At 64.9% G+C, this 26,504-nt stretch carries 23 protein-coding genes and 1 riboswitch; of the genes, 9 read left to right on the forward strand and 14 right to left on the reverse strand.

Features of this window, described 5'->3' with window-relative positions; translation table 11 throughout:
- Nucleotides 1-161: 161 nt before the first annotated feature.
- The 3 genes from ABDB81_RS20000 to ABDB81_RS20010 form a co-directional block, all read right to left on the reverse strand.
- The gene (locus ABDB81_RS20000; RefSeq protein WP_137923664.1) at nt 162-371 is read right to left on the reverse strand and encodes a hypothetical protein; all 210 of its coding nucleotides are present in this window, start codon (nt 369-371) and stop codon (nt 162-164) included.
- A gap of 175 nt (nt 372-546) precedes the next feature.
- A complete protein-coding gene (locus tag ABDB81_RS20005) occupies nt 547-2,067 on the reverse strand; it encodes an aldehyde dehydrogenase family protein (protein WP_346813103.1) in 1,521 nt (506 codons plus the stop codon).
- A complete protein-coding gene (locus ABDB81_RS20010) occupies nt 2,064-3,257 on the reverse strand; it encodes a saccharopine dehydrogenase C-terminal domain-containing protein (RefSeq protein WP_346813106.1) in 1,194 nt (397 codons plus the stop codon). Before ABDB81_RS20010 ends, ABDB81_RS20005 begins: the two co-directional genes overlap by 4 nt.
- A gap of 142 nt (nt 3,258-3,399) precedes the next feature.
- Between ABDB81_RS20010 and ABDB81_RS20015 the strand changes: the two genes are divergently transcribed.
- Entirely contained in the window at nt 3,400-3,849 is a 450-nt protein-coding gene (locus ABDB81_RS20015) for an Lrp/AsnC family transcriptional regulator (protein ID WP_137923536.1), read from the forward strand.
- 159 nt (nt 3,850-4,008) lie between these two features.
- Here the strand turns inward: ABDB81_RS20015 and ABDB81_RS20020 are convergent, their stop codons facing one another.
- The 3 genes from ABDB81_RS20020 to ABDB81_RS20030 form a co-directional block, all read right to left on the reverse strand.
- The gene (locus tag ABDB81_RS20020) at nt 4,009-4,725 is read right to left on the reverse strand and encodes a hypothetical protein (RefSeq protein WP_346813109.1); all 717 of its coding nucleotides are present in this window, start codon (nt 4,723-4,725) and stop codon (nt 4,009-4,011) included.
- Nucleotides 4,726-4,827: 102 nt separating this feature from the next.
- On the reverse strand, nt 4,828-5,106 hold the full coding sequence (locus tag ABDB81_RS20025) for a hypothetical protein (protein WP_346813112.1): 279 nt from the start codon (nt 5,104-5,106) through the stop codon (nt 4,828-4,830).
- Nucleotides 5,107-5,313: 207 nt separating this feature from the next.
- Nucleotides 5,314-6,804: a chloride channel protein gene (locus tag ABDB81_RS20030; protein WP_160471234.1), complete on the reverse strand. Its 1,491-nt coding sequence runs from the start codon at nt 6,802-6,804 to the stop codon at nt 5,314-5,316.
- Nucleotides 6,805-7,062: 258 nt separating this feature from the next.
- Between ABDB81_RS20030 and ABDB81_RS20035 the strand changes: the two genes are divergently transcribed.
- The 5 genes from ABDB81_RS20035 (at nt 7,063) to ABDB81_RS20055 (ending at nt 11,375) form a co-directional block, all read left to right on the forward strand.
- The gene (locus tag ABDB81_RS20035) at nt 7,063-7,989 is read left to right on the forward strand and encodes a hypothetical protein (RefSeq protein ID WP_346813117.1); all 927 of its coding nucleotides are present in this window, start codon (nt 7,063-7,065) and stop codon (nt 7,987-7,989) included.
- A 26-nt stretch (nt 7,990-8,015) separates the two neighbouring features.
- Nucleotides 8,016-8,561, forward strand: a complete 546-nt coding sequence (locus ABDB81_RS20040; protein WP_137923541.1) for a hypothetical protein — start codon at nt 8,016-8,018, stop codon at nt 8,559-8,561.
- A 172-nt stretch (nt 8,562-8,733) separates the two neighbouring features.
- On the forward strand, nt 8,734-9,399 hold the full coding sequence (locus ABDB81_RS20045; protein ID WP_160471231.1) for a C39 family peptidase: 666 nt from the start codon (nt 8,734-8,736) through the stop codon (nt 9,397-9,399).
- Nucleotides 9,400-9,499: 100 nt separating this feature from the next.
- Nucleotides 9,500-10,024, forward strand: a complete 525-nt coding sequence (locus tag ABDB81_RS20050; protein WP_137923543.1) for a helix-turn-helix domain-containing protein — start codon at nt 9,500-9,502, stop codon at nt 10,022-10,024.
- A complete protein-coding gene (locus ABDB81_RS20055; protein WP_346813124.1) occupies nt 10,011-11,375 on the forward strand; it encodes an MATE family efflux transporter in 1,365 nt (454 codons plus the stop codon). The genes ABDB81_RS20050 and ABDB81_RS20055 overlap by 14 nt, the downstream gene beginning before the upstream one ends.
- Before the next feature lie 69 nt (nt 11,376-11,444).
- Here the strand turns inward: ABDB81_RS20055 and ABDB81_RS20060 are convergent, their stop codons facing one another.
- The 5 genes from ABDB81_RS20060 to thiC all read right to left on the reverse strand — a co-directional run bounded on the left by ABDB81_RS20060 (nt 11,445) and on the right by thiC (nt 16,881).
- A complete protein-coding gene (locus ABDB81_RS20060) occupies nt 11,445-12,572 on the reverse strand; it encodes a thiamine phosphate synthase (RefSeq protein WP_346813127.1) in 1,128 nt (375 codons plus the stop codon).
- Entirely contained in the window at nt 12,569-13,417 is an 849-nt protein-coding gene (locus ABDB81_RS20065; RefSeq protein ID WP_137923546.1) for a thiazole synthase, read from the reverse strand. Before ABDB81_RS20065 ends, ABDB81_RS20060 begins: the two co-directional genes overlap by 4 nt.
- A 5-nt stretch (nt 13,418-13,422) precedes the next feature.
- Nucleotides 13,423-13,620 (reverse strand): sulfur carrier protein ThiS, encoded by a 198-nt coding sequence (gene thiS, locus ABDB81_RS20070; protein ID WP_346813132.1) that lies wholly within the window; start codon nt 13,618-13,620, stop codon nt 13,423-13,425.
- Between the two features lie 13 nt (nt 13,621-13,633).
- Nucleotides 13,634-14,845: an FAD-dependent oxidoreductase gene (locus ABDB81_RS20075; protein WP_137923548.1), complete on the reverse strand. Its 1,212-nt coding sequence runs from the start codon at nt 14,843-14,845 to the stop codon at nt 13,634-13,636.
- A 158-nt stretch (nt 14,846-15,003) separates the two neighbouring features.
- Nucleotides 15,004-16,881 carry a phosphomethylpyrimidine synthase ThiC gene (gene thiC, locus ABDB81_RS20080; RefSeq protein ID WP_137923549.1) on the reverse strand — a complete coding sequence of 626 codons (1,878 nt, stop codon included), beginning with the start codon at nt 16,879-16,881 and terminating at the stop codon, nt 15,004-15,006.
- Between the two features lie 115 nt (nt 16,882-16,996).
- Nucleotides 16,997-17,098: riboswitch (TPP riboswitch) on the reverse strand.
- A gap of 245 nt (nt 17,099-17,343) precedes the next feature.
- Here thiC and ABDB81_RS20085 point away from each other — a divergent pair.
- Entirely contained in the window at nt 17,344-19,038 is a 1,695-nt protein-coding gene (locus ABDB81_RS20085) for an acyl-CoA dehydrogenase family protein (RefSeq protein WP_346813139.1), read from the forward strand.
- Nucleotides 19,039-19,225: 187 nt separating this feature from the next.
- Nucleotides 19,226-20,767 (forward strand): methyl-accepting chemotaxis protein, encoded by a 1,542-nt coding sequence (locus ABDB81_RS20090; protein ID WP_160471221.1) that lies wholly within the window; start codon nt 19,226-19,228, stop codon nt 20,765-20,767.
- A 107-nt stretch (nt 20,768-20,874) separates the two neighbouring features.
- On the opposite strand, the gene ABDB81_RS20095 is transcribed toward ABDB81_RS20090, so the two are convergent.
- Nucleotides 20,875-22,536, reverse strand: coding sequence for a GMC family oxidoreductase N-terminal domain-containing protein (locus ABDB81_RS20095; RefSeq protein ID WP_346813144.1), 1,662 nt, complete (start codon nt 22,534-22,536; stop codon nt 20,875-20,877).
- A 243-nt stretch (nt 22,537-22,779) separates the two neighbouring features.
- Between ABDB81_RS20095 and ABDB81_RS20100 the strand changes: the two genes are divergently transcribed.
- Nucleotides 22,780-24,183 (forward strand): coniferyl aldehyde dehydrogenase, encoded by a 1,404-nt coding sequence (locus ABDB81_RS20100; protein WP_346813147.1) that lies wholly within the window; start codon nt 22,780-22,782, stop codon nt 24,181-24,183.
- A 104-nt stretch (nt 24,184-24,287) separates the two neighbouring features.
- Here the strand turns inward: ABDB81_RS20100 and ABDB81_RS20105 are convergent, their stop codons facing one another.
- Complete coding sequence (locus ABDB81_RS20105; protein WP_171020315.1) at nt 24,288-25,175, reverse strand: Kdo hydroxylase family protein; 888 nt, start codon at nt 25,173-25,175, stop codon at nt 24,288-24,290.
- A 147-nt stretch (nt 25,176-25,322) separates the two neighbouring features.
- Nucleotides 25,323-26,486, reverse strand: a complete 1,164-nt coding sequence (metK, locus tag ABDB81_RS20110; protein WP_137923555.1) for a methionine adenosyltransferase — start codon at nt 26,484-26,486, stop codon at nt 25,323-25,325.
- Nucleotides 26,487-26,504 lie beyond the last annotated feature (18 nt).

Genomic DNA, 26,504 nt, shown 5'->3' on the forward strand with positions numbered 1-26,504 from the left:
GTCCGGAGACAATGATGCGACATACAAGGGGTTGGGGGAGAGGGCTAGAAGTTCTGCTTGCCGAAGTTATCGCAAATTGAACGGCTGGCCCTCTCCCCCGCCCCTCTCCCGCCTTGCGGGAGAGGGGAGAAAACCGAGAGGGCGTTGAAAGCTCGCTCGCCTTACCAACGCCCGTAATACCCCCGGTGTCCGTAATACCCCCGTCCGTAATATCCACGTCCGTAGTACCCCCCACCGTAGTACCCCACCGATGGGCTGACCACGACGGCCGGCGCTGCATAGACCGGCGCGGGTGCCACGGCTGGGCCATACGGCGTGGGGTACACCGCGCAGCCGCCCAACATGGCCGCACCGGCCACTGCCAAACCCATCACCACGATTCTCGTTTTCATTTCGACGTCCTTATGTCGCAGCCATTGCGCGGCGGCAATGCGCTGCTCTCTAGAACGTTATACGGGCGGGTCTGGTAATACAGCGTCAAGCTGCTGTAACCCTTGTTACGATTCGCAACGCCTGCGCGAATGTAAGAGAAGACCGTAGGTCGGCTCAGACGTCGAAGCGGATGCCCTGTGCCAGCGGCAGCGCATCGCCGTAGTTGACCGTATTGGTCGCGCGCCGCATATAGCTCTTCCACGCGTCCGAACCGGATTCCCGTCCACCGCCGGTCGCCTTCTCCCCGCCAAACGCCCCGCCGATTTCCGCGCCGCTCGTGCCGATATTCACATTGGCGATGCCGCAGTCGCTGCCCGCCGCCGACATGAATCGCTCGGCCTCGCGCAGGGATTCCGTGAAGATGCACGACGACAGGCCATGCGACGCCGCATTGTTTAGCGCGATGGCTTCATCGAGCGAGGTATAGGGCATCAGGTAGAGAATCGGCGCGAAGGTCTCGGTGAGCATGGTGTCGTGCTGCGTCTCGGTCAACACCAGCGCGGGACGCACGTAGCTCGCGCGCGGAAAGCGATCGGCCAATAGTCGTTCGCCGCCGTGGACGATATTGCCCTGCGCACGGCAACTGGCCAGCGCATTCGCCATGGTGTCGCCCGCAGCCGCATCGATCAGCGGACCGATGAGCGTGCCGGCCTGCAGCGGATCGCCCACCGGCAGCCGCGCGTAGACCTGGCGCAGCCGCTGTGTCACGGTCTCGATCAGGTCGGCATGCACGAACGCGCGGCGCAACGTGGTACAGCGCTGCCCGGCCGTGCCCGCCGCGGAAAAAGTCATCGCGCGGATCGTCAGTTCCAGATCGGCCGAAGGCGCCACGATGGCCGCGTTGTTGCCGCCGAGTTCGAGAATCGCGCGCTTGAAGTGCGAGGCGCAGGCCATGCCCACCTCGCGTCCCATCCGCGTCGAGCCGGTGGCGCTGACCAGCCGCACCGACGGATGCTGCACGAGCAACTGACCGAGCTGGCGCCCGCCGTTCAGCACGCAGCTCAGTCCCGCGAATTGCGGTGCGTGTTCGTCGATCACGCGATCCAGCAGCCCCTGCGCAGCCAGCGCGCAAAGCGGCGTTTTCTCCGACGGCTTCCACACCACGCCATTGCCGCACACCAGCGCCAGCGCCGCGTTCCACGCCCACACCGCCACCGGGAAATTGAACGCCGAGATCACGCCGCACAGCCCATACGGATGCCATGTCTCGCGCATCGCATGCGCGGGGCGCTCCGATGCAATCGTCAATCCATGCAACTGTCGCGACAGGCCCACCGCGAAGTCGCAGATGTCGATCATCTCCTGCACTTCGCCGAGACCTTCCTGCAGGATCTTGCCCGCCTCCAACGAGACGAGCCGCCCGAGTGCATCCTTGTGGATGCGTAGCATTTCGCCGAACCTGCGCACCACTTCGCCGCGTGCCGGTGCGGGCGTCAGTGCCCAAAGGCTTTGCGCCGCATGGGCGCGAGCGATGCGGGTATCGGCCTCGGCAGGCAGGCAAACCGGCACCTGGCCGAAGACCTCGCCATCGATGGGCGAGCGTACGCCGAGGGTGCCCGGCAATGCCTCGCCGCCAGTGAAGGGCTGCGCCAGTCCCATCGACTGGAAGCAACCGGCAATGTCGTGTGCTTTCATGCAAGCGTCTCCTGTAGTGGGTGCCGCGCGTAATGCTGGCCGAAGCGATTGGTCAGGAAGCGATCCAGCGGCATGGCCTCCTGCCGCACGAACCCCGCCTGCGGCAGCACGCCCGATGCCACCAGATCCAGCGCCGTGCAGATGCCTGCGGCAGTGGTCAACTGAATCGCGTTCACATGGCCGATACCGGCAAAATTCTCCATCCCGCCGATGCGCGCCGAGAACGACGCCTGCGTCAGCGGTCCGCGCTTGCCCTCGCCCTTCACACCGGGCGGATGGCCGGTGGCGCTGGCAAACACGACGACGACATCCTGCTCGGTCATCGGGATGGCGTTCTCAAGGATATCGCGCAGCCAGCCGCGCCGCTCGCGCATTCGCAGGTCGTTGAGCAGCAGCTTCATCTGCGCGCAATGGCCTGGGTAGCGCACCGACTTGTAGTCGACTTGCCGCGCGCGGCCCGCCAGTGTCTCAGGCAGTGTGCCCAGTCCACCGGAGGTATTGAACGCCTCGTATTCCACGCCGTCCAGCGCGAAGGTCTCCAGCCCTTCCAGCGAGGGCACTTCCACGCGCCGCCCATCGACGATGGCTTCGCACGGATTGCAGTATTCGTTGATCAGCCCCTCGGTACTCCACGTGAGGTTGTACTTGAGCGCGTTGCTGGGATATCGCGGCAGCGCACCCACGCGCATGCGCAGGTCGAGCAGTTCGCCGCCACCGCGCAAGAAGCGCTGCGCAAGATCGTGCCCCACCACGCCGATAAAGCCAGGCGCCAGACCGCACTGCGGCATCAGCACCGACCGCGCGCTCGCCGCCAGCTTCTGGATGGCCTGCGTGGCCGCGACATCCTCGGTCAGGTCGAAGTAGTGCACACCCAGCCGCGCCGCCACCGTCGCCACCTGAATGGCTGCATGGAACGGCAGCGCATTGAGCACGGCATCGGCGCCCGCTAGCAGCGCCGCGCAGGTGCCCGGCTCGGTGGGGTCGCCAGCACGCACCGCAATGCTGCGCGGCAGGCCGTCGAGACGGTGCGCATCATGATCGACAAGACATACGCGGTAGTCGCCCGAATCGGCCAGCATGGCGGCAATGACGCGCCCGATCTTGCCGGCACCGAGCACGACCACCGATAGCGGCCGGGGAGCTTGAGGCAGGTCGCGCACGGCGGCGGGACCCAGCGTGGAAGGTTGCATGGCGGACTCCGTCGAAAAACTGCGTTGGTCGATGCCTCAAGTATGGTCAGGCGCACGCACGTTTTACAGGCCCGAGATTGACGAAATCTCGTCATAATCCGACGTATCGACCATCCCTTCTGACGATTCGTCAGCTCACGTCATGGCAGACCTCGACCAGACCGACCGGCACCTGCTGGCGCTGCTGCAAGCCAACGCACGGGAAAGCGCGGCCAACCTGTCGCGCGCACTGGGCATCGCGCGGACCACGGTGGTGGCTCGCATCGCGCGACTCGAACGTATCGGGGTGGTGGCGGGCTACGGGGTAAGGCTCGGCAGCCAGATGGAGGACAACGCGATCCTGGCGTTCTGCGGACTGTCAGTGCAGCCCAAGGCGGCGCCCGGCGTGGTGCGGGCGCTGCAGCGGCTACCCGAGGTGGAGGAACTGAATTCGGTCAGCGGCCCGGTGGATTACATGGCCGTGATCCGCTGCGACACCCATGCGCGGCTCGACAAACTGCTCGACGAGATCGGCATGCTCGATGGGGTGAATCACACGACGACATCGATCGTGCTGGCGAGAAAGATTGATCGGCGGCGGGCGGCAGGGTAACGCTTGGTTTGCTCCCCTCTCCCGCATTGCGGGAGAGGGGCGGGGGAGAGGGCCAGCCGTTCAAATTGCGACCAATCGGCAAGCAGATCCTCCAGCCCTCTCCCCCAACCCCTCTCCCATTTCATGGGAGAGGGGAGCAACCCGGTAGCAGAGAAATCCTCACCAACTCCCCGGATTCACCGGTTTCGCAGGCGCTGCCTTCTCTTTCTTCTCTTCCTTCTTCTTCGCGGCAGGCGCCGAAGCCGGTGGCGGTGCCAGGGACTTGGCCACCTCCGCATCGCGATTCGCCATCAGTGCGCGGGCCTGCGGCAACAGCAATTCGATGGTGCCTTCGTTCGTCGCGTCGGGGATGGTGTAAAGCTCGACGGTCAGCGGCTTGCGCATCCAGCCCGCGTGGATCGTCTTCACGGACTTGCCGGCCTTGTCCTTCATCTCCTCGGCTTCCTGGCGGAACGGCTTGCCATAACGCGCATTGAGCGCCTGGGCGGCCGCATCCTGCGAACGGATGCCGTCGGTCGGCACGATCATGCCGACCAGCGCGTTGCCGTCGACAATCGCCACCAGCCGCGGACCATCCATGAACACGGGCCGCTTGTCGCGCGGCACGCCCACCTGGCGCATCACGCCGTCGCCACGCAACTCCACACAATAGGCGGTGACGTCCTTGCCATCAGGCGTGCGGTGATCGGCGCAATCGGGCAACTGCGGCAAGGGACTGCCGATCTCGAGCGTGTCGAGCATCGTCGAGAACTGGTCCTTGCCATCGGGAATCGCTACGGGGGCAGCCTTGGGCGCCGGCTGGGCGGCGGGGGCGGCATGGGCGACGGCGGTCGCCAGCAGGGCGGCGGTGGCCAGCCCGGCAAAAGGAAATCTCAAAACACACTCCTGAAAACGGCTCCGCATTGGAGCCGGCTCCGTGCCGAGGGTTCCTGCCGGACCGCGCTCACACCGGTGGTGTGATGCTGGGTCGACTATCGGCTAGCGGAGCAGATGCTTCACGGCCTGGAAGCATACCAGCGCCACGGCGATGACCGCTGCCCACAGCACCAGCCGCGGCAACGGACTGGGCGGCAACTGGCGCGGCGGGGTGCGGCGGGCGGCGGGCGCGCGCATGCGCGAATTGGCCTGGAGCCCGCGTGTGTGCCACATCAGGCTGTCTGCGAAGACCTCGGCGACGGGCATCTTCTGCGGCTGGGGCGCACGTGGTGCGGGATTCGAAGGCGTACTGCCTGTACCGCCGGAACGCTGCGTGCCCATTTCCTGCTCCCCGAAAATGCATCGCGATGGTTGCCCGGCGGAAGGATGTGCCGACGGTACACAGCAAGGCCGGCCGATCTGCTGCCACCGGTCCGTGCGCGGCACATGTTAAGACAACGCCTCTACCGCCGCCATCGGCAAACGCGCCCCACCCCACACAGCAGCGGCGCGCACGCAACGGTCTGTAACCACGTGTTACGGCCGTGACTAGGAAGACGAGGTCTTGCGCCCGATGGCCATCGCTTCGCGGCGGAACGCGTGGCCCATGTGGTGATAGAACGGATGCGGATTGAACTGGCGCGACAGGAACGACGCCAGTAGCGAGGCCGCCAGCAGGTAGATCGTCAGGTCCTGCGTGCGCGTCATCTCCATGACGATCACGCTGGCGGTAATCGGCGCCTGGGTAGCGGCGGCCAGGAATGCAGCCATCGACACCAGTGCCAGCACGCGCGGTTCCGCCATGCCGCTCATGAAGTGCGTCACGAAATCGGCAACGTTCGCCCCGATGCCCGCACCAATCGCCAGCGCCGGTGTGAAGATGCCACCCGGGATGCCCGCGAAGTACGACACCACCGTGGCGCCGAACTTTGCCAGCCCGAACCACAACGTGCTGTGCGGCTCCCCGTTGATCAGCCCCGATGCCTGCTCGTAGCCCGTGCCGAACGTCGCACCCTTCGTGGCCCAGCCCAGCGCCGCCACGATGATTCCGCAGACGAACGCTACCTGCACGGGCCGATTCGTCGCCCAGCCACGCCATGCCGATGGCACCAGTCCCGGCACGCCGGCGATCAGCAGCTTGGCGAACAGTCCGCCCATCACGCCATTGACCACGGCGCAGAGCAGCACTGGTCCCCACGCATCATGCAGCACCAGCAGCGGCACCTTGACGCTGAAATACGGGTTGTTGCCGAGCACCGCCAGCGACAGGAAGCCCGCGGTCAGCACACCGGACAGCACCAGCCTGTCCCAACGCACCGCCGTGCCGCGTCCCAGTTCCTCGATGGCAAACACCACGCCGGCCAGCGGCGTATTGAACGCGGCGGCCAGTCCGCCCGCCGCACCGGCGGCGATCAACGCGTTCGGATGAAAGCCGATCCGGAACTTCAGTTTCTCCTGAAACCATTGCCCCCAGGCGAGCATGGCCGCCGCGCCCACCTGCACCGAAGGCCCCTCGCGGCCCACCGAGGCACCGGCCAGCAGCGCGCCCGTGGTCAGCAACACCTTCCACATGGCCTGCCGGAACGAGACCAGCACGGTCTGCGCCGGTCCCGCCGGTGGCAGCGTGACGGCCGCAATCACCTGCGGAATGCCGCTGCCGCGCGCCTGCGGCGCCAGCCGGATCGTCAGCCAGCGCAGCGCCGCCAGACCGAAAGGCAACAGCACGAAAGCCAACCAAGGCGTAGCCGTAGTCACCCGCGCATTCCAGGCCAGCGACACCTCGGCGATATAGGCGAACACCATCGAGAACAGCGCCACCGCGCCCGCGCCGCACATGAACACGCCATACCGCATCGACATCCGCGAAATCCGCCCCACCTGCCGCGACTTGCGCCGCGCGGCACGGTGCGCGCGTTGACGCAGTTCACGGAGACGGCTGGGAGAAGGCTCGGACTCGGACGACTCCGGAGGCGGCGAAGGCGGCGGCCCCGACGATTCGGACGGAGTTGGTGAATCGGCGCGGTCGGTGGGCTCGGTCATGAGGAAAGTTCGGGGGCGGGACAGAGCACTCGATGATACGCCTCGTCCCCAACCCATCGGGTCACAGCCTCGATTTCGCACGCCCGATCAGACGTCATGAATCGTAAATCTCTGAAATACGTGGCGTGTGCAGGAATCACGTCGCAAATGCCTTGGCTCTCGCTATAAGATCGTTGCCCAGCAAGCCAGTCATCACCGCGCCAGCCATTTCAACACCCGATTTTTTCGAGCGCGACTAGCGAATCGACGCAGTCGCAAATGGCCACCCCCTCCGGACGCATGATGCATTGCCTTGCAAAAAACCCCTGCCTGCTTGTATTCGTATTGCTGTGCGCGCCTTGTGCTTCCGTAGCGCTGGCCGACGAGAAGCGCGACTCGGACTCACCCTTCAAGATTGACGATTTCGCGCCTAAGAAAGGGCGCGCGACGTTCAGCGCAGGTGTTGGCTACACGGCATCTGATTCGAACAGGTTGAATGTCAGCGCCATCGCCGTGCCCATCTCGCACGCGTACTCCATCTTCATTCCTGACGTTTCGCTCGCCAACACCCGCAGCGACTCCTTGTTCACGCGACTTGGCCTGCGGTTGTCGGCCACCGACAGGCTGAACATCAGCGCCGGCCTGAAATTGGATGCGGAAAGGCGACAGTCATTGGATCGTCAGACATCAGGCTCTGAATACAGTGCGGGATGGCGGAACCTCACGATAGGTGCGGACTACCGAATCACCTCGGTGTTCTCGCAGCCCTTCGTGCTCGGCTTTGCGGAAATTGCCGTTGCCGACAACTCGTCGAACGACATCACTTACGGGTCCGCTGCAACTATCGGTATAGGCAGTCATTGGGCGTTCGATCCAGTCATTGCATCGATCACCGCCACGTACAGCTACCTGGGCACGCGAAGCGATAGCGGCACCCGCTACAACCCCGGCGACGTACTGGCTGCCGCAGCTTCATTTGGCGTCGCCATGAATCCTGAAATCACGCTGCGTGCCGGGATGATCCAGAGCTTTCGCGTTGGCGAGACGAACCGGATCGGAAGACAGTCTGGCACCACTTCAACCGCATTCACGCTCGGATACACCCAACGGCTGTCGGCCTCATTGGTGATGAATATCGACGCACAGGCGGGCGTTGCCGATAGCGACAGGGCACAACTCTGGACCAACTTCACCTGGCGCCTATAACGCAAAATCCAAAGGAGTCTAGTCAAATGCAAAACGGTTCAATCAGGATCAAACACTGCGCTGCGGTCGGGCTTTGCACTATAGCGATGACCCTCCAAACGACTGCACAGGCAAGCACCACAACAAGACCTACTCCAATAACAACTGAAGACATTGAGTACCTGACCACGATGCTGCCGGACCGGCCTCCTCATTTAGAGTCCATCGACACCAGTGAAATGGACGAAGTCCGGGGCCGCTTTGGGCCGGTGGGCGCAGCCATCGGCGCGATTACAGGCGCGGCGGGATACTTCGGGGAAGCCATCGTATCCGGCCAAGGCTCCACGCAAGGCTTGCTCATCGCAACTGGCGTTGGCGCGGCAACCGGATTCATCATGGGGCCAGCCGGCAATCTGGGCGCAAATGCAATCCTCGGCGGAACCATGGGCTTTTATGGGGGAATGGCAACAGGTCTGCTAGGCCGCGGGTGCTCGGGCTGCCACGCCGATTATTCGAAAAAATCGAAGAACACTTTCCCCTCATTGATTAAGGCGTCGACTCCCAATGCGGTAACCAATGTCGCGATTCCATGATCCTGTCGTGCAGCCTGTACGTTCAGGTCTTCGGTGCGGTCGGCCTGCTTCTTTGTATTGCGTACTTCCGGAAGGTTGCATTTGGCCGTCCGGATATACGCATGACGGTGGTGAGCTTTTCGATAGCACTCGTCGTCGCGCTGTGGGCATGCCGCATTGCGGCGGAACGCCTATGCCCCGTTTGAACCGCATTAGCCGCTTACTGCTTCTGTTGCCATTGGGATGGTGCTATCAGGTTGGCGCCGCGTCGATCAATTATCCGCAGTGGGATATCTGGGAGCCAGTCCCCGTACGTTCGTGGACCGAAATACGCGACACAGGCATCGTCAAGCAACGCTTCGACTATTCTTGCGGCGCGGCGTCGCTGGTCACAGTCCTCAACAAGTATTTTGGTATCGAAGCAAATGAGGCGGACGTTATCGGCCGCATTGGCATAAAGGCCGCTTTTTCCATGACGGATCTGGCCGGTGCCGCGACCTCAATGGGGTTTAGGGCGCACGGCATCGGGCTGGATTACGACGCACTCACGCGCCTGCGCCGCCCTGTCATCGTCTATCTCGACTATTGGGACGACGGACACTTCTCCGTGCTTCGTAAGGCCGACCCGACTGGCGTATGGTTGGCCGATCCCGCATGGGGCAATATCCGCATGCCACGCGCACGGTTCGAGAAGTTCTGGCTCACCCGCTCCAAGGTCTCCGCACCGGGCAGAATCCTGGCCTTTGTACCCGCAACCGAAACTGCTGTCCGCATCGACGACAGCTTCCTCCTACCGCCCCCAGCATCGGCACCTTTGATCACATTTCCGCCTCCCCACCCTCTTACGGGCTACCGCTGACAGCCTGCCCCCCAAACTTCCCCGGCAAACTTTCAATTCGCAAGCTACACTCCCCTTCATGCAATGACTTGCATTTCAAAAGTAAAAGAGAGGGGAGACGATGGCACAAACCGACTTTGCCAACATGCCCTGCCCGGTTGCCCGTTCGATGGCGATGCTGGGAGAGCGGTGGGCGATCCTGCTGATGCGCGAGGTCTATTACGGCAGTTCGCGGTTCGACGAATTCGAGAAGCATCTGGGCATTGCGCCGAACATCCTGAGCGCGCGGCTCAAGACGCTGGTGGAGCATGGGTTGCTTGAAAAGGCCCCGGCGCCCGGTGGCGGCGCGCGGCAGGTGTATCGGCTCACGGAGATGGGCCGCGATTTCTTTCCGGTCTATGTGTCGCTGAAAGCCTGGGCGGATCGCTGGATGGCTGACGAGAAAGGTCCGTTGACCGTGCTTGAAGACAAGCGCGATGGCGGCGAGATCGTTGCCGGGCAGTTGACGCGACCCGATGGCAGCACGATCACGGTTGACGATCTGCGCGTGCGTCCTGGCCCCGGTGCCGGCCGGTATCTGCGTGCGCGATTTGGCGATACCGCCGCGCAAGACACCTCCGCGGAGGCCGTCGATGAGCAAGCCTGACGCCATGGCGCTTGGTGGCGTGGTGGCGCCAACCGAAGCGGCTTCCTCTTCCGCGATTGCGCGACGCATTGCCGCGCTGGCCGCGCCCACCAGTCTGGTTGCCTTCCTGCAGGCCGGCGCGCAGCTGATCGAAACCTGGCTGGCAGCGCGGCAAGGTACGTCCGCACTGGCCGGGTGGGCCGTGGTGCTGCCGTTTGCGCTGCTGCTGCAACAGATGTCGACGGGAGCGATGGGCGGCGGCGTGGTGTCCGCCATCGCGCGGGCACTCGGGGCGGGCAAGCGCGAGGATGCCTCGTCGCTGGTCATGCACGCCATGTTCATTGCCGTGACGGCCGGGCTCTTGTTTGCCATCGCGCTCGCTGGCTTTCCGCATCAGATCTTCGGTGCCGTGGCCGGCGCGACGGCTGCGGAGGCTGCTGCCGATTACGCGATCTGGCTGTTCGGGGCCGGTGCGGTGCCCGCGTGGCTCGCCAATACGCTCGCTTCGGTGCTGCGCGGCGGCGGTCGCCATGCATTGGCAGCACGCGTGCTGGCGGCCATGTGGATCGTGTTTCCGATCCTGTCGTGGTGGTTCACCGAGCACCTCGGCATGGGCCTGGCAGGGATCGGCGCGGGGCTGGCAACGGCATCATGGGCGGCAGCGCTGATGATGGCCTGGGTGGTGCTGCGCGGCGGGGCGGGCTTCATGCCGACGCTGCGCGTGAAGCTCTCGGGTGCGCTGTTCTATCGCATCCTGTCGGTCGGGCTGATCGCCTGCGCGCTGGCATCGGTGGCCAATCTGACCACGATCCTCGTCACGGCGCAGTTGCGCCACTACGGCACCGCGACAGTGGCCGCCTACGGCATCTCGGCGCGACTCGAATTCCTGATGATTCCGCTCGCCTTCGGTGTGGGCTCGGCGCTGACGGCGTTGGTCGGTCGCGCCGTCGGCGCTGGCGATTGGCTCACGGCGCGGCGCACTGCGTGGGTGGGCGCGTGGCTCGCCCTGCTGATCGCTGGCAGTGTCGGCGCCGCAGTAGGTCTCGCTCCGGCACAGTTCGCAGGACTGTTCACGCAGGATGCGGAAGTCGCGAGCATCGCCGCGCGTGCACTGTCATGGGTCGGGCCAGCGTTCGGCGGCTTTGGCCTCGGCATGGCGCTGTATTTTGCGTCGATGGGAGCGGGACGGATGCGTTGGCCGATCCTCGCCGGTCTCAGCCGCATCGGGCTGGCGGCAGGCGGCGGCTGGTTGCTCGCCAACGTAGGCGGCATGGGAATCGACGGACACTTCCTCGGCGTCGCGCTCGGCATCACGGCCTATGGGCTTGTGACCGCCATCGGCGTGCGCAAGAGCGAGTGGTCGGCGCGATAGCAAAGAACAAAGGGGAGCGGCGCGATGCCACTCCCCTTCCATCGATTCAACGCTTGATCGTTGAATCGTTCAATCGAACAGCGCGGTCAACCCTGCTACTGCTGCCGGAACATCGTTGGCTTCGGTCACAGCGCGCACCACCGCTGCGCTGCCCACGCCAACGGCGAGCACTTCGCGCATATTGGTCGCGTTCACGCCGCCGATCCCCACCAGCGACGGAATCACCGGTTTCATCAACGCCACGTACGACTGGAAGCGGCCCATGCCCTGCGGCTGGGTGGGCATGATCTTGGTCGTGGTCGGGAAGATGGCGCCCAGCGCCAGATAGCTCGGTGCGATGGCGGCCACGCGCAGCATCTCGGCATAACCGTGCGTGGACACGCCAAGCCGCAAACCCGAGGCGCGAATCGCATCGAGATCGGCCTCGTCCAGGTCTTCCTGGCCGAGGTGGATGCCGTAGATGCCGCTATCGCCGCCACAAGCCGCGTGATGATCGATCGCCACGCGCCAGTGGTCGTTGATGAACAGGCGCGACTTGCCACCCTTGGCCGCATTGGCCGCGCGCACGATCTCGGCCTTGACCGCTGCCGCATCGTCCGACTTGAAGCGCAACTGCACGGTCGGCACGTTCAGCGGCACCAGACGCTCGATCCATTCCGCATTTGGCAGCACCACGTACAGGCCCAGTTCAGGACACGGAGCGAAGGGCTGCGGCGGTGCCTCGGGCGATGCCAGCGCGGCGTGGCGCACGCGTGGAAAACGCGCAAACGTCTTCGGCCACTCCGTGGAACCCGTCTGCCAGGCACGCGCGATACACAGCGCGTCATGCGCCGGGAAGTGTAGCGACAGCGCCGCGCACAGCTTCGCCACGAAGGCCGGCGCGTGCGCGTTGTCATCGTCGGCCTGCGCGTCCAGCACCCATGTGCCCATCGGGGAACGTACCGTGTCGATCCAGCGGCCGCCTTCGCGCTCGCTTTCGATCAACACCGCACCAGCCGCCGTGACGCGATCGATGGCGTCGGCATCCGCCTCGCCATCGCTCAGCAACACGTCATGCCGGCGCAGCGTCGCCGGCGCATTCGCCAGCGGCCATACCTGCCACGGCGTTGCGTCATGGCCGAACATCGCGGCATAGCGCCGCATCAGATCGTCGAACAACGCAGCATCCATCGCTGCCGCCACACCCTGGCGTGTCATGTACGATCCTCCGCGCCTTCGGCGTGCCAGAACGGCATGCCCACCACCGGCGTGCTGGCCTGTGCCACCTCACGCTCGGGCATCGGGCCGGCCAGATAGGCGGTGCGGCCCGCATCCACGGCCAGCGCGAACGCGCGCGCCATGTTCACCGGATATGCGGCCTGTGCCACGGCGGTATTCAGCAACACGCCGTCGTAGCCCCACTCCAGCACCTGCGCTGCGTGCGACGGCAGGCCGAGGCCCGCATCGACGATCAGTGGCGTGTCTGGCAGGCGGTCGCGCAGCGTGCGCATTGCGTGCGGATTCACCGCGCCTCGCCCCGTGCCGATCGGCGCAGCCCACGGCATCAACGCCTGGCAACCCACGTCGAGCAGGCGGCGGCACAACACCAGATCCTCGGTGCAGTACGGCAGTACCTTGAAGCCTTCCTTGATCAGCGTCTCGGCCACGGCGGGCATGTTGAGCGTGTCCGGCTGCAGCGTGTAATCGTCGCCAATCAGTTCGAGCTTGATCCAGTCGGTCTCGAACACCTCGCGCGCCATCATCGCCGTGGTGATCACCTCTTGCGCGGTGAAGCAACCGGCGGTGTTCGGCAGCACCGGCACGCCCAGCGTGCGCAGCATCTGCCAGAACGTATCGCCACCCAGCGTCTGGCCGTCGCCGCTGCCCACGGCAGTCTGGCGGCGCAGCGCCACGGTGATCATCGCGGGGCGCGATACTTCCACAGCCGCCTGCAGCGTGGCCGGCGACGGGTAGCGCGCCGTGCCCAGCAGCAGGCGCGAGGCGAACGATTCCCCGTACAGCACGAACGGATCGCGCAGGGTTTCAGTGGGTTCGAATGTCATGGGAACTAGCCTCCCGTCACGGGTTGCACGAGGTCGATCTTGTCGCCCGCGCTCAGCGTCCGGGCCGCATGCGCGGCGCGCGGGACAAATTCGCCGTTCACCGCAGCGGCGAACGGCGGCGCGATGGCTGCCGCACTGACCGCGTCCGCCAGCGTGGCGATATCGGGCAGGTCCAGTGGCTGGCCATTGAGCAGGATATTCATGGTCGGTTTCAGATTAATGCAGCATGCCGGTGCCGATGTCTGCGAGCGCGCCCGATGCCAGCGACGCCACCTCTCGCACGGGCTGGATCATACCCGGCCAGCGCAGGGCGTCCGGCACCGCATGCGCGGCAGGATCATCTTCCAGCATCGCACGCACCACGTGGCAGGCGGCCTCGGTCACCGCCGGCGCAATCAGCCAGCCATGGCGATACAGCCCGTTCACACGCACCACGCGCGTGGCCTGGTCCACGCGGATGGCGGGCAGGTGATCGGGCCGTGTCGGGCGACGTTGCACATTGAGTTCGAGCACGCGCGCCTCGCCAAACGCAGGATGCAGCGAGTGCGCCGCAGAGAGCAGCTCCAGCGCGGAGCGCACGCTCATCGGCGATTCGTCCTCGCTTTCGATTTCGGTGGCGCCAATCACGTACAGGTCGTTCGGCTTCGGCGCGATATAGATGGGATAACGCGGATGCAGCAGGCGCACGGGGCGATGCAGCTTCACATCGGGAGCATGCACCCGCACCACTTCGCCACGCAGGCCGCGCAGGCCCGGCAGCGCGCGTCCGTTCTCGTCTTCGGGTTCGGCCCATGCCGTGCGCGCGCCGAGTCCCCGGCAATCGAGCACCACATTGGCCCGGATGCCGAGCGCCGGCAGCGAACTGGCTTCCACTTCGCCCGCCTCCCAGATGCAATGCAGACCTTCCGAGATGGCACACGCCAGCAGCGCGCGCATCGCGCCGCGGTTGTCGAGCTGGCCTTCGCCCTGCAGCAGCAGACCCTGCCCGAAGCGTCCGGCGAGTTCCGGTTCCACATCGGCCACGCCTTTGCCATCGAGTGCGCGCAGTCGCTGCTGCACCAGCTCGGGCGGCGCCACGGCGCGCATGCGATTGGTGAAGAGGGACACTTCGCTGCGGTCCCGCGCATGCCATACCACCAGCGTGCCGTCCTCCTGGAAGAACACGGGTTCGGGCAATTCCTTGAGCCAGGTGCGCCAGAGATCGACGCTGGCGATGCCGAGATCGACGATGCGCCGTTCCGCGATGGCGGATTCCGCCAGCGGTGCGAGCATGGCCGCGGCCACGTGTGCGGCAGAGCCGCTGCCGTCGGGGCCGCCACGCTCGATCAGCGCCACGCGGACGCCCGCGCGCACCAGATGCCAGGCGGACAACCGCCCGGCCAGGCCGGCGCCGAGTACGGCAACATCGAAGGACTGTACTGCTGTCATGGGCTTGTATGCCGGCGGCGTTGGCAAGAAGGTTGCGCCGGCCGGCCTCCGGTTGGGTGAATGCCGCCGCGCCGCGTGGGGGCGCCGCGCGCGGGACTCAGGTACTGCGGGCGCGCACCTTGCGATGCACGCCCTTGCTACGAAACAACCACGCTGGCTTACGAGTAGATCTTCGAACCCGTCTTCACGAACTCGATCGACTTCTCTTCCATGCCGCGCTGCGCTTCCGGCAACGACGCCGCGTAGTCGCGCACTTCCTGCGTGATCTTCATCGAGCAGAACTTCGGTCCGCACATCGAGCAGAAGTGAGCGATCTTGGCGCCTTCGGCCGGCAGCGTGGCGTCGTGGAACGAACGCGCGCGCTCGGGATCGAGGCCCAGGTTGAACTGGTCTTCCCAACGGAACTCGAAGCGAGCCTTCGACAGCGCATTATCCCGCAACTGCGCACCGGGCCAGCCCTTGGCCAGGTCGGCGGCGTGTGCCGCGATCTTGTACGTGATGATGCCTTCGCGCACGTCTTCCTTGTCCGGCAGGCCCAGGTGTTCCTTCGGCGTGACGTAGCACAGCATGGCCGTACCCATCCAGCCGATGTTGGCGGCGCCGATGCCGCTGGTGATGTGGTCGTAGCCCGGCGCGATGTCCGTGACCAGCGGTCCCAGCGTGTAGAACGGTGCCTCGTAGCAGTGCTTCAGTTCTTCATCCATGTTGGCCTGGATGCGCTGCAGCGGTACGTGGCCCGGACCTTCGATCATGACCTGCACGTCGTGCTCCCACGCCTTGGCGGTCAGTTCGCCCAGCGTGCGCAGTTCGCCGAACTGGGCGTCGTCGTTCGAATCCGCGATGCAACCCGGACGCAGGCCGTCACCGAGGCTGAACGACACGTCGTACGCCTTCATGATTTCGCAGATCTCGTCGAAGTGCGTGTACAGGAAGTTTTCCTTGTGATGCGCCAGGCACCACTTGGCCATGATCGAACCGCCGCGCGACACGATGCCCGTCACGCGATCCGCCGTCATCGGCACGTAGCGCAGCAGCACGCCTGCGTGGATCGTGAAGTAATCCACACCCTGCTCGGCCTGCTCGATCAGCGTGTCGCGGAACATTTCCCAGGTCAGGTCCTCGGCGATGCCGCCGGTCTTGTCCAGCGCCTGGTAGATCGGCACCGTGCCGATGGGCACCGGCGAGTTACGCAGGATCCATTCGCGCGTCTCATGAATGTGCTTGCCCGTGGACAGGTCCATGATGGTGTCGGCGCCCCAGCGGATCGACCACACCATCTTTTCCACTTCCTCGGCCAGCGACGACGTCACCGCCGAATTGCCCAGGTTGCCGTTGATCTTCACGCGGAAGTTGCGGCCGATGGCCATCGGCTCCAGTTCCGTGTGGTTGATGTTGGCGGGAATGATGGCGCGGCCAGCGGCCACTTCACGGCGCACGAATTCCGGCGTCATGTCTTCCGGACGCATCGGCAACGACGCGCCCAGCGGGTTGCCCGGATGCTGGCGCAGCAGCGCCTTGTACTCGGGCTTGTCGTACAGCGCCTGCATGTTCAGCGATTCGCGCAGCGCCACGTATTCCATCTCGGGCGTGATGATGCCGCGGCGTGCGTAATGCATCTGCGACACGTTCGCGCCGGCCTTGGCACGGCGCGGATTCGTCAGCTGCGCAAAACGCAGGTGGGCGGTGGCCGGGTCGTTGGCGCGCGCCAGGCCGTATTCCGACGACAGGCCCGACAGGACCTCGGTGTCGCCGCGCTCGGCAATCCACTGCTCGCGCACGGCGGGCAGGCCGGCCTTCAGGTCGATATGCACGTCCGGGTCGCTGTACGGGCCCGAGGTGTCGTAGACGGGAATCGGCGGATTCCCCATCTCGCCCTTGTCGGTGCGCGTGGCGGTCTGCAGGATCGTGCGCATCGGCACGCGGATATCGGGGCGGCTGCCGGGGATATAGGTCTTGCTGGAAGCCGGGTAGGCGAACTTCTGGTCGAGATCGCTTTCGAGCGATTCAAACGAAGCGGCAGGGGCGGTACGGGCCATGAGTGTCGTCCTCTCTTTGCGGGGATGGACGAAACCAGGAGCCCTGTGAGCCCGCAACGCGCGGCATGGCCGGCGGCGGCGTCCCGTTGCGGAATGTCCGCGGGACAGGAGACTTTCGGTTCTTCGTGAAACTTCCCACGCCGGTACTAGCCGGATCGGGTTCGAAGGGACTCTCTCAGCCGCCCGGCCCATCCGGACGGCACCCCTGTTTCATCCAACGGGGTGAATTTAAGCACAACGCCCTGCCCCGCGCCACCCAAAATTCGGTCGCAGCTGTCGTGCGTGCAAGTATCGAACGCCCATGCTGCGCTGCACGATGCATGGCGAGTGCCCGATGATGCGCGAACGGGGGCCGTGCATCGGGGCACCCTCGATATGGCGAACGCGCGAGTTGCCGTACCATGGCCCGCAGCAGGTTACCCATACACCCATCGCAGCAATCAGACTGTGCCAGGAGATGCCATGACCGCCACATCCGCCGCAGGGATCGCAGATTTCACCGACGCGCAGACCCACCGCGTGACCAACCAGGTTCCCGATCTCGCCCACTACAACCTGTTCGAGTCCGATCCCGGCCTGCGCGCCGCGCTCGACAGGCTGGGCGGCAACTGGCACGCCGATGCGCTGTCCACCTATGGAACACGGCTTGGCGATCCGGAGGTGCAAGCCTGGGCAGCCGATGCCAATCGTTTCACCCCTGAACTGCACACGCACAGCCGCACCGGCGAGCGCATCGATCAGGTCACGTTCCATCCCGCCTGGCACCAGTTGCTGACGCTGCTGCGCAGCCAGCAGTTGCAGGCGCTGCCGTTTGCACAACCGCGCGCCGGTGTATGGGCAGCGCGCACCGCTGGCTACTTCCTCCAGGCGCAGGTCGAATCCGGTTCGCTGTGCCCCACCACGATGACGCTGGCGAGCATTCCGGTACTCGCCAAGGAACCCGCGCTGTTTGCCGATCTCGAATCGCGTCTCTATACGAAGGAGCACGACGCGCGCGACCTGCCGTGGCGCGACAAGTCCGCCGTGATGATCGGCATGGGCATGACCGAGAAACAGGGCGGCTCCGATGTGCGCGCCAACGCTACCGTGGCCGTGCCGGTGCGTGGCGAGGGGCGCGCCGCCGAATATGCGCTGACCGGTCACAAGTGGTTTTTCTCGGCGCCGATGTGCGATGCGCACCTCGTGGTGGCGCGCATGGGCGCAGCAGACGGGCCGTTGTCGTGCTTCTTCGTGCCACGCTGGCGCGACGACGGCAGCAAGAATCCCATCCTGATCCAGCGCCTCAAGGACAAGCTTGGCAATCGTTCGAACTCCAGCAGCGAAGTGGAATTCCGGGGCGCCACCGGCATCCTGATTGGCGAGGAAGGACGCGGCATCCCCACCATCATCGAGATGGCCACCAACACGCGGCTCGACTGCGTGATCGGCAGCGCGGCGCTGTTGCGCGCGGGGCTGGTGCAGGCGCTTCATCATGCGCGTCATCGCATGGCCTTTGGCAGGTTGCTGGCGGATCAGCCGCTGATGCGCAACGTGCTGGCCGATCTCGCGCTCGAATCCGATGCCGCCACCCAAATGATGATGGCGCTGGCCAACGCCTTCGAACACGCCGACGACGACCCCCTGGCTGCTGCATGGAAGCGCGTGATGACACCCGCCGCCAAGTTCTGGATCTGCAAGCGCGCGCTCGAAGCCACTGGCGAAGCGATGGAGGTCTGGGGCGGCAACGGCTATGTGGAAGAAGGCCCGATGGCAAGGCTGTATCGCGAGGCGCCGGTCAACTCGATCTGGGAAGGCTCGGGCAACATCATGTGCCTCGACGTGCTGCGCGCCCTGCAACGTACACCCAACGATGGTGCGCTGATCCTGCAGGATCTTGCGCGGCTCTCGAACGGTCACGCTGCCGTGCGCGCCGAACTCGCTTCGCTGCAGGCCATGCTGCGCGCACCCGCCGATACGCTCGAAGCCAGCGCGCGACGTTTTGCGCAAGGACTCGTGCTCACCGCACAGGCGGCATTGATGATCGCGCATGGCGATGCCGAGAGTGCCGAGGTCTTTATCGCCAGCCGACTGGGACGTCAGCATGGTCGCGTGTTTGGCACGTTGGATGCCGATATCGGCACATTGCAACGTCTTGTCGATCGCACCTGGCCGGCATAGGCGGAGAAACTGAAGAGAGAGGATGGCGAACATCGCACAGGGCTTTGCTGCATTGCGGGATTGATACCTCAAATGAGTGAACCCTGTGCCGTAAACGTTGTGGCGACGGGCTGTCTGCCCGCTGCGAAAACCAAGTCGTCACAACGGGACGGTCCGCGCCAAGTAACGTGTGCCGCCAAAGCCTCTCATGAATATCAGCAAACGCCTGCTTCTCACGTTCTCCCTGTCATTATTTGCGCTTCTCTTTGTCGGCCTTGGCGGTATCTGGCAGATGAAGAAATCCGAAGAGCGCTTCGAATACTTCAACGACAACACGCTCACCAGCGTGCGCGACCTCAACAATGTCAGTGGTGCGCTCAATACCGTGCGTGTGGCGCTGTATCGCCACGCCATGAGCGACGACGCCGGCGCCAAGACCGAAGCCGAAGCCCTGTTCGAACGCGGCAACAAGCGCTTTGACGACCTGGTCGCCAAATACGAGCGCAACAATATCTCCGACCCCACGGACCGCAAGCTGCTCGAAGCAGACCGCGATGCGATGAAGCGCTATCGCGAATCCACCGTGGCGTACCTTGAACGCTCGCGCGCCAACGACTTTGCCGCCACGCAGAAGATGATCACGTCCGGCGACCTCAACGTGGCATCCAACGCCGTACGCAAGGCGCTCGACGAACATCTGGAATACAACACGAAGCTCGGTGAGCAAGCCGTGGCGCACAACAAGGCCCAGTACGATGCCTCCGTGCGCCTGTTCTGGATTGTGATCGTGCTGGCTACCGCCGTGACCGCGTTCCTCGCGTATTCGCTTTTCCAGCGCATCCGCACCAGCCTCGCGGAAATTCAGGGCACGCTGGAACACGTCAGCCAGTCGCTCGACCTCGATCACCGCGCGCCCGTGGATCGCCTCGATGAAATCGGCCTGACGGCACGCTCGTTCAACACGCTGATCGAGCGCGTGGGCGGCACGCTGCGCGAAGTGCGCCGCTCCACCGACTCGGTGAGTGTGGCCGCCGCGCAGATTGCAGCAGGCAACGTCGATCTCTCGTCGCGCACTGAAGAGCAGGCCGCATCGCTGGAGGAAACCGCATCGAGCATGGAGCAGCTCACGGCCACGGTGCGCCAGAACGCCGAGAACGCCCGTCAGGCTTCTTCGCTGGCCTCGAACGCCGCGCTGGTGGCCGACGAAGGCAACCAGGTGGTGCAGCAGATGGTGGATACGATGGGCGCGATCAGCGGCAGCTCGAACCGCATCGCCGACATCACCAACCTGATCGAAGGCATCGCATTCCAGACCAACATCCTGGCGCTGAACGCTGCCGTGGAAGCTGCGCGCGCAGGCGAGCAGGGTCGCGGATTTGCGGTGGTGGCAGGCGAAGTGCGCAGCCTCGCGCAACGCTCGTCTAGCGCGGCCAAGGAGATCAAGGAGTTGATCGAAGCATCGGTAGACACCGTGCGCACCGGCTCCGCGCAGGCGCATGGCGTAGGCAACACGATGAACGAGATCCGCCAGGCCGTGAAACGCGTCTCGGACATCATCGCCGAGATCTCCGCCGCATCGCAGGAACAAAGCGCCGGCATCGAACAAGTCGGTCACGCCGTGGGGCAGATGGATCAGGTCACGCAGCAGAACGCCGCACTCGTGGAAGAAGCCGCAGCGGCCGCGCAGTCGCTGGACGAACAGGCCGGGAAGTTGAGAGAGATGGTGGGGCAGTTTCAGATGCGGGGGTGATACGCGCATCGATTGCTAATGGTTTGCTCCCCTCTCCCGCTTCATTTCTTTCTCCCCTCTCCCGCGCGCGGGAGAGGGGAGAACACACCATCGGGAGACGAACCGTGCTACCCCGCCACTGCCGCCTCTCTAATCCGCAACGTCACATGTGGCGCGAACCGGATCAGATCATGCGCACGTTCCCCGATCATGATGGCAGGCGCATTTGTATTGCCGCCGATCAGCGTCGGCATGATCGACGCGTCCACCACGCGCAAACCCTCCACGCCGCGCACGCGCAACTGCGGGTCCACCACGGCCATCGCATCCATGCCCATGCGGCAAGTGCCCACCGGGTGGTAGATCGTATCCGCGTGCCGCCGGATCAGATCGCTCGCCGCCGCCCTTCCCTCTTCATGCAACGCCCGTCCGCCGAACACGGCCAGCGGCGGTTGCGCCAGAATCTCCTGCACGATGCGCAGCCCAGCCAGCAGATCCTCCATGTCTTGCGGATCGGACAGGTAGCGCGGATCGATCAACGGCGCGTCGCGCATGTCCGGCGACGCCAGCCGCACCTCGCCACGGCTGCGTGGCCGCAGCAGGCAGACGTGGCACGAATAGCCATGGCCCGCGCGCAGCCGCCGCATGTGGTCGTCGGCCATGCCCACCACGAAGTGCAACTGAAGGTCCGGCTCGGGCAAGCCCTGCCGGCTACGCACAAATGCGCCCGCTTCGGCAAAGTTCGAGGACATCATGCCACTGCGGTCGCGCCGATAGCGCAACGTCTCGCCAATCAGCCGCCGCACGCCACCGAACGACAAGCCGAATAGCTCCGCCACCGCCACGCGCCGATGCACGGCGATATCGACATGGTCCTGCAGGTTCGCGCCCACGCCGGCCAGGTCGTTCACGACGGCAATGCCGTGTTCGCGCAGATGCGCAGCGGGTCCCACGCCCGATGCCATCAGCAACTGGGGCGAGCCAAAGGCACCCGCCGAGACGATGACCTCGCGGCGCGCGTGCAGCACCACCTCCTGGCCATCGCGCCAGACCAGCACGCCCACTGCTCGTCGCCCTTCGAACAGGATGCGCAGCACCTGCGTATCGGTCATCACATGGAGATGCGGGCGCCCGCCGTTGCTGCGACGATCGCGTGCATTGCCACCATGCAGATAAGCGCGTGCGGCATTCCATCGCTCGCCGTTGTGCTGCGTAACCTGATACCAGCCCACGCCCTCCTGTTCCTCGCCATTGAAATCATCATTGCGCACGATGCCCGCATGCTGCGCGGCGTCGATGAAATGCTGGACGAATGGATTGGGCGAACGCAGGTCGCTCACATGGAGGGGACCTGTACCGCCGTGCAGCGGATCGTCGTCATGGCCGGCCACGCGCTCGTTGCACTCGGCGCGGCGGAAGTACGGCAGCACGTCGTCCCACGACCAGCCATCGCAGCCGTTGGCAGCCCAGCCATCGTAATCGGCGGGGCGTCCGCGCGTGTAGATCATCGCGTTGATCGACGAACTGCCGCCCAGCCCACGCCCCCGGGGCTGATAGCCGCGCCGGCCGTCGAGTCCGGTTTGCGGCACGGTCTGAAAGCCGTAGTTGCGCGCCCCGGCGCGCGGCAGCATGGCGGCGAGTCCGGCAGGTGTGCGGACCAGCACATGATGGTCGTGTCCGCCGGCCTCAAGCAGCGCGATGGTGTCGCTGCCGCTGTCGGCCAGCCGTCCCGCCAGCGCGCAGCCGGCCGATCCAGCCCCTACGACGAGATAGTCAAAGGTCGTTTCCATCCGTATCCCCGTCACGCCACGGCGCACGCCAGCCGCGAAAATCCAGTGTAGGCGCTGCCATCCGGCTGGTGAAGCAGTGCAACCCCGCATCGGCGTGCTGCCCCACCCAATGCCACCCAACGCCTGGCCCGGGGCGTTTGGGAGAAGTCCTCCATTGATATAACGGGCGGGCTGGCTTATGGTGCCCGATGGCCCATGGACAAGACGCCACGGACTCACGATTCCAGGAAGGAGACAGCGCCAATGAGAGAAGTCCCCGCCATGTCGACGGTGTTCGACGCCATGCGCGCTGCCTCGCGCCACGACCAGACGCCGTCATGGGACATCCGCGCAGACCGGCTGCGACGGCTCAAGCGGCTGGTGCGCGACAACCACGAAGCCATTGCCGCGGCGATCAGTGCCGATTTCACGAATCGTCCCCGTCAGGAAACCGCGCTGCTGGAGGTATTCCCGAGCCTGGCCGGCATCGACGATGCGCTGCGCCACGGCAAGCGCTGGATGCGCGTGCGTCGCGTGAAGACCGGGCTCTGGTTCCTGCCAGCCAAATCGCGGTTGATGCCGCAACCACTCGGCGTGGTCGGGATCGTCGTGCCGTGGAACTATCCGCTCTACCTGGCGATCGGTCCGCTGGCCGGCGCCCTCGTGGCTGGCAACCGGGCGATGATCAAGTTATCGGAGTTCACGCCGCGTTTTTCCGAGTTATTCGCGAAACTGGTGCAGACCACCTTTGCGCCGGACGAGGTGACTGTCGTCAACGGCGATGCACAGGTAGCCGCTGCGTTCAGCGCGCTGCCGTTCGATCATCTGCTGTTCACGGGTTCGACCAACGTCGGCCACCACGTGATGAAAGCCGCCGCCGCCAACCTGACACCGGTGACGCTGGAACTGGGCGGCAAATCGCCCGCCATCATCGGGCCGGGTGCCGATTTCGAGCGGGCGGTCGAGCGCATCCTGGTCGGCAAGCTGCTCAACGCCGGCCAGACCTGCATCGCGCCTGACTACGTGCTCGTGCCGGCTGACCAGCAGGAGCGCTTTGTCGAAGCCGCGCGCCGCTGCGTGGCCCGGCTCTATCCCGACATCGCACGCAACCCCGACTTCACCAGCATCATCAGCCCGCGCCACTTCGCGCGCCTGGCCGAGATGGTCGAGGCCGCCGCCCGCTCCGGCGCACACGTCGTTCCGCTGACCGACGCCACACCTGACGCCGCCGCGCGCCGCCTGCCGCCCGTGCTGCTGACCGATGTGCCCGTCGATACCCAGGCGATGCAGGAGGAGATTTTCGGGCCGATCCTGCCCGTGGTGACGTACCGCAACATCGACGACGCCATCGGCTTCGTGAACGCCCGCCCGCGCCCGCTGGCGCTGTATGTATTCGACAAGAACGGCGATGTGGTGGACCACGTGATGCGCCAGACTGTGGCCGGCGGCGTGACCGTCAACGACACGCTCTTCCATATCGCCCAGGACAACCTGCCGTTCGGCGGCGTCGGCCCCAGCGGCATGGGCGCGTATCACGGACAGGCCGGCTTCGAGACGTTCTCGAAGATCAAGCCGGTGTTTTATCAGGCGGGGTTGAATGGCGCGGGGCTGTTGAAGGCGCCGTATGGAAAGCGGTTCGAGCGGATGGTGAAGATGTTGATGGGGTAAGCGCTTCGCTCTTCCCCATTGTTTGCTCCCCTCTCCCGCCTTGCGGGAGAGGGGAGTAAAAACCAAGCGAGAGGGGAGTAAAAACCGGGCGGGATAGCAAAGACTCAAGCCTCCACCATCTGCCTCCCCAGCATCCGCGACAACACCGCCTCCGGCGAATGCGTGCGATCCCCGATTGCTGCCGGGTCCAGATAGATCGTCTGTTCCATCATCGCCTTGCCGCGCATCGCCGCGTGCAGCAACTGATCGCTGAACACAATCCACGTGGCGCCTGGCGGGAAATGGAATTCCTGCTGCGGCACGGACTTCTGGTAGTCGAGATCGGCCTTGGCCAGATCGTGCAGCTGCAGCATGCGATGGTCGTACTCGCTGCGCGTGCGCTTGGTAATGTGCAACGTCTTCATGAGCCATGCCTGGCCCGGCCACATGCCATGCGTCTTCGGCACGAAATGCTTCGCGAAATCGCCAAACGGCTCACCCACTCGCCACACGCGCGGGGCTTCGCGATCGATGTTATGGAACACGCGCAGCAGGCGCTTGCCGAGCATCGGATTGGACGGGAACGAATCCACGTGCAGCCGCGTATCGTCCTTGCGCCAGCTCACGGGCCGGCCGGCGATCTCGCTCGGGCGCAGCGACGTGCCCGCACGTGTCATGTGTCCCGCGTATTCGGGAAACAGCGCGTGGATCAGTGCTTCGCTGGATTCCGCATAGCGGCGGATCAGGTTGTACAGATCGGTCAGGTCCTGTTCGGTGCCTGCCGCGCCGCGCACCGCCGTCTCGTTGGCGCGCAGGTTGATGTTCTTCGACTTGCCATCCGAGTAGCGCGGATCGAGAAAGCGTTCCTCGCCCGGCGTGAACTTGAAATCGAGATTCGGGAAATACAGCACGGCGCCCTGCTCCAGCTCGCGGCGCAGCGTCGCACGCGTTTCCGGCGACACCTCGGGCGACCACTCGGTATAGGGCTGGGTACGGATCAGGTCCAGGGACATGGCAATTCCGCTTGATCGGTTTCTCTTGGGATGGCCGGATTCTAACTCGCCTGACGCCCCACCAACATGTGATGCGAGACCAACAAAAAACCCCGCGCGATCCGCAAGGACCGGCGGGGTTCTTTCATGGGGCCGGAGCCCGGAGACTTACAGGCCGGCGGCAGCGCGCAGGATGGCGGCCTTGTCGGTCGCTTCCCACGAGAATTCCGGCTCTTCGCGGCCAAAGTGGCCGTAGGCAGCGGTCTTCTCGTAGATCGGGCGCAGCAGGTCCAGCATCTGGACGATGCCCTTCGGACGCAGGTCGAAGTGTTCCTGCACCAGTTCGGCAATCTTCTCGTCGGAGATCTTGCCGGTGCCTTCCGTGTACACGGTCACGTTGATCGGACGCGCCACGCCGATGGCGTAGCTGACCTGCACCTGACACTGGCGCGCAATGCCCGCGGCCACGATGTTCTTGGCCACATAGCGTGCAGCGTAGGCCGCCGAGCGGTCCACCTTCGACGGGTCCTTGCCCGAGAACGCGCCGCCGCCGTGCGGCGAAGCACCACCGTACGTATCGACGATGATCTTGCGGCCGGTCAGACCGCAATCGCCTTGCGGGCCGCCAATCACGAAACGGCCGGTCGGGTTCACCAGGAACTTGGTTTCCTTGAGCATCTCGGCCGGCAGCACCGGCTTGATGATTTCCTCGATCACGGCTTCGCGGATCTGGGCTTGCGTGACGTCCGGGTGATGCTGGGTCGACAGCACCACGGTGTCCACGCTGTGCGGACGGCCGTCCACGTAGCGCACCGTCACTTGCGACTTGGCATCCGGACGCAGCCAGGGCAGGCGGCCGTCACGGCGCAGTTGCGACTGGCGCTCGACCAGGCGGTGCGAGTAATAGATCGGGAACGGCATCAGTTCCGGGGTCTCGTCGCAGGCGTAGCCGAACATCAGGCCCTGGTCGCCAGCACCCTGGTTCAGGTAGTCGTCCGAGGCGCGATCCACGCCCTGGGCGATGTCCGGGGATTGCTTGTCATAGGCCACCAGCACGGCGCAGCCCTTGTAGTCGATGCCGTAGTCGGTGTTGTCGTAGCCGATGCGCTTGATGGTGTCGCGTGCGACCTGGATGTAGTCGACGTTCGCAGTCGTGGTGATTTCACCCGCCAGCACGACCAGACCGGTGTTGCAAAGCGTCTCGGCAGCCACACGCGAATACTTGTCCTGAGCCAGGATGGCGTCCAGGATGGCGTCCGAAATCTGGTCGGCTACTTTATCGGGATGGCCTTCGGAGACAGATTCCGAAGTAAAGAGGAAATCGTTCGACACGATCTAGGTTCTCCAGGT

This window comes from Cupriavidus sp. DL-D2 (assembly GCF_039710735.1).
Taxonomy (GTDB): domain Bacteria; phylum Pseudomonadota; class Gammaproteobacteria; order Burkholderiales; family Burkholderiaceae; genus Cupriavidus.

Excerpts from the sequence above, each read along its gene's own strand:
- ABDB81_RS20000 (WP_137923664.1), bottom strand. The coding sequence starts at position 371 with ATGGGTTTGGCAGTGGCCGGTGCGGCCATGTTGGGCGGCTGCGCGGTG.
- ABDB81_RS20005 (WP_346813103.1), bottom strand. The coding sequence starts at position 2,067 with ATGAAAGCACACGACATTGCCGGTTGCTTCCAGTCGATGGGACTGGCG.
- ABDB81_RS20010 (WP_346813106.1), bottom strand. The coding sequence starts at position 3,257 with ATGCAACCTTCCACGCTGGGTCCCGCCGCCGTGCGCGACCTGCCTCAA.
- ABDB81_RS20015 (WP_137923536.1), top strand. The coding sequence starts at position 3,400 with ATGGCAGACCTCGACCAGACCGACCGGCACCTGCTGGCGCTGCTGCAA.
- ABDB81_RS20025 (WP_346813112.1), bottom strand. The coding sequence starts at position 5,106 with ATGGGCACGCAGCGTTCCGGCGGTACAGGCAGTACGCCTTCGAATCCC.
- ABDB81_RS20030 (WP_160471234.1), bottom strand. The coding sequence starts at position 6,804 with ATGACCGAGCCCACCGACCGCGCCGATTCACCAACTCCGTCCGAATCG.
- ABDB81_RS20035 (WP_346813117.1), top strand. The coding sequence starts at position 7,063 with ATGGCCACCCCCTCCGGACGCATGATGCATTGCCTTGCAAAAAACCCC.
- ABDB81_RS20040 (WP_137923541.1), top strand. The coding sequence starts at position 8,016 with ATGCAAAACGGTTCAATCAGGATCAAACACTGCGCTGCGGTCGGGCTT.
- ABDB81_RS20045 (WP_160471231.1), top strand. The coding sequence starts at position 8,734 with ATGCCCCGTTTGAACCGCATTAGCCGCTTACTGCTTCTGTTGCCATTG.
- ABDB81_RS20050 (WP_137923543.1), top strand. The coding sequence starts at position 9,500 with ATGGCACAAACCGACTTTGCCAACATGCCCTGCCCGGTTGCCCGTTCG.
- ABDB81_RS20055 (WP_346813124.1), top strand. The coding sequence starts at position 10,011 with ATGAGCAAGCCTGACGCCATGGCGCTTGGTGGCGTGGTGGCGCCAACC.
- ABDB81_RS20060 (WP_346813127.1), bottom strand. The coding sequence starts at position 12,572 with ATGACACGCCAGGGTGTGGCGGCAGCGATGGATGCTGCGTTGTTCGAC.
- ABDB81_RS20065 (WP_137923546.1), bottom strand. The coding sequence starts at position 13,417 with ATGACATTCGAACCCACTGAAACCCTGCGCGATCCGTTCGTGCTGTAC.
- thiS (WP_346813132.1), bottom strand. The coding sequence starts at position 13,620 with ATGAATATCCTGCTCAATGGCCAGCCACTGGACCTGCCCGATATCGCC.
- ABDB81_RS20075 (WP_137923548.1), bottom strand. The coding sequence starts at position 14,845 with ATGACAGCAGTACAGTCCTTCGATGTTGCCGTACTCGGCGCCGGCCTG.
- thiC (WP_137923549.1), bottom strand. The coding sequence starts at position 16,881 with ATGGCCCGTACCGCCCCTGCCGCTTCGTTTGAATCGCTCGAAAGCGAT.
- ABDB81_RS20085 (WP_346813139.1), top strand. The coding sequence starts at position 17,344 with ATGACCGCCACATCCGCCGCAGGGATCGCAGATTTCACCGACGCGCAG.
- ABDB81_RS20090 (WP_160471221.1), top strand. The coding sequence starts at position 19,226 with ATGAATATCAGCAAACGCCTGCTTCTCACGTTCTCCCTGTCATTATTT.
- ABDB81_RS20095 (WP_346813144.1), bottom strand. The coding sequence starts at position 22,536 with ATGGAAACGACCTTTGACTATCTCGTCGTAGGGGCTGGATCGGCCGGC.
- ABDB81_RS20100 (WP_346813147.1), top strand. The coding sequence starts at position 22,780 with ATGAGAGAAGTCCCCGCCATGTCGACGGTGTTCGACGCCATGCGCGCT.
- ABDB81_RS20105 (WP_171020315.1), bottom strand. The coding sequence starts at position 25,175 with ATGTCCCTGGACCTGATCCGTACCCAGCCCTATACCGAGTGGTCGCCC.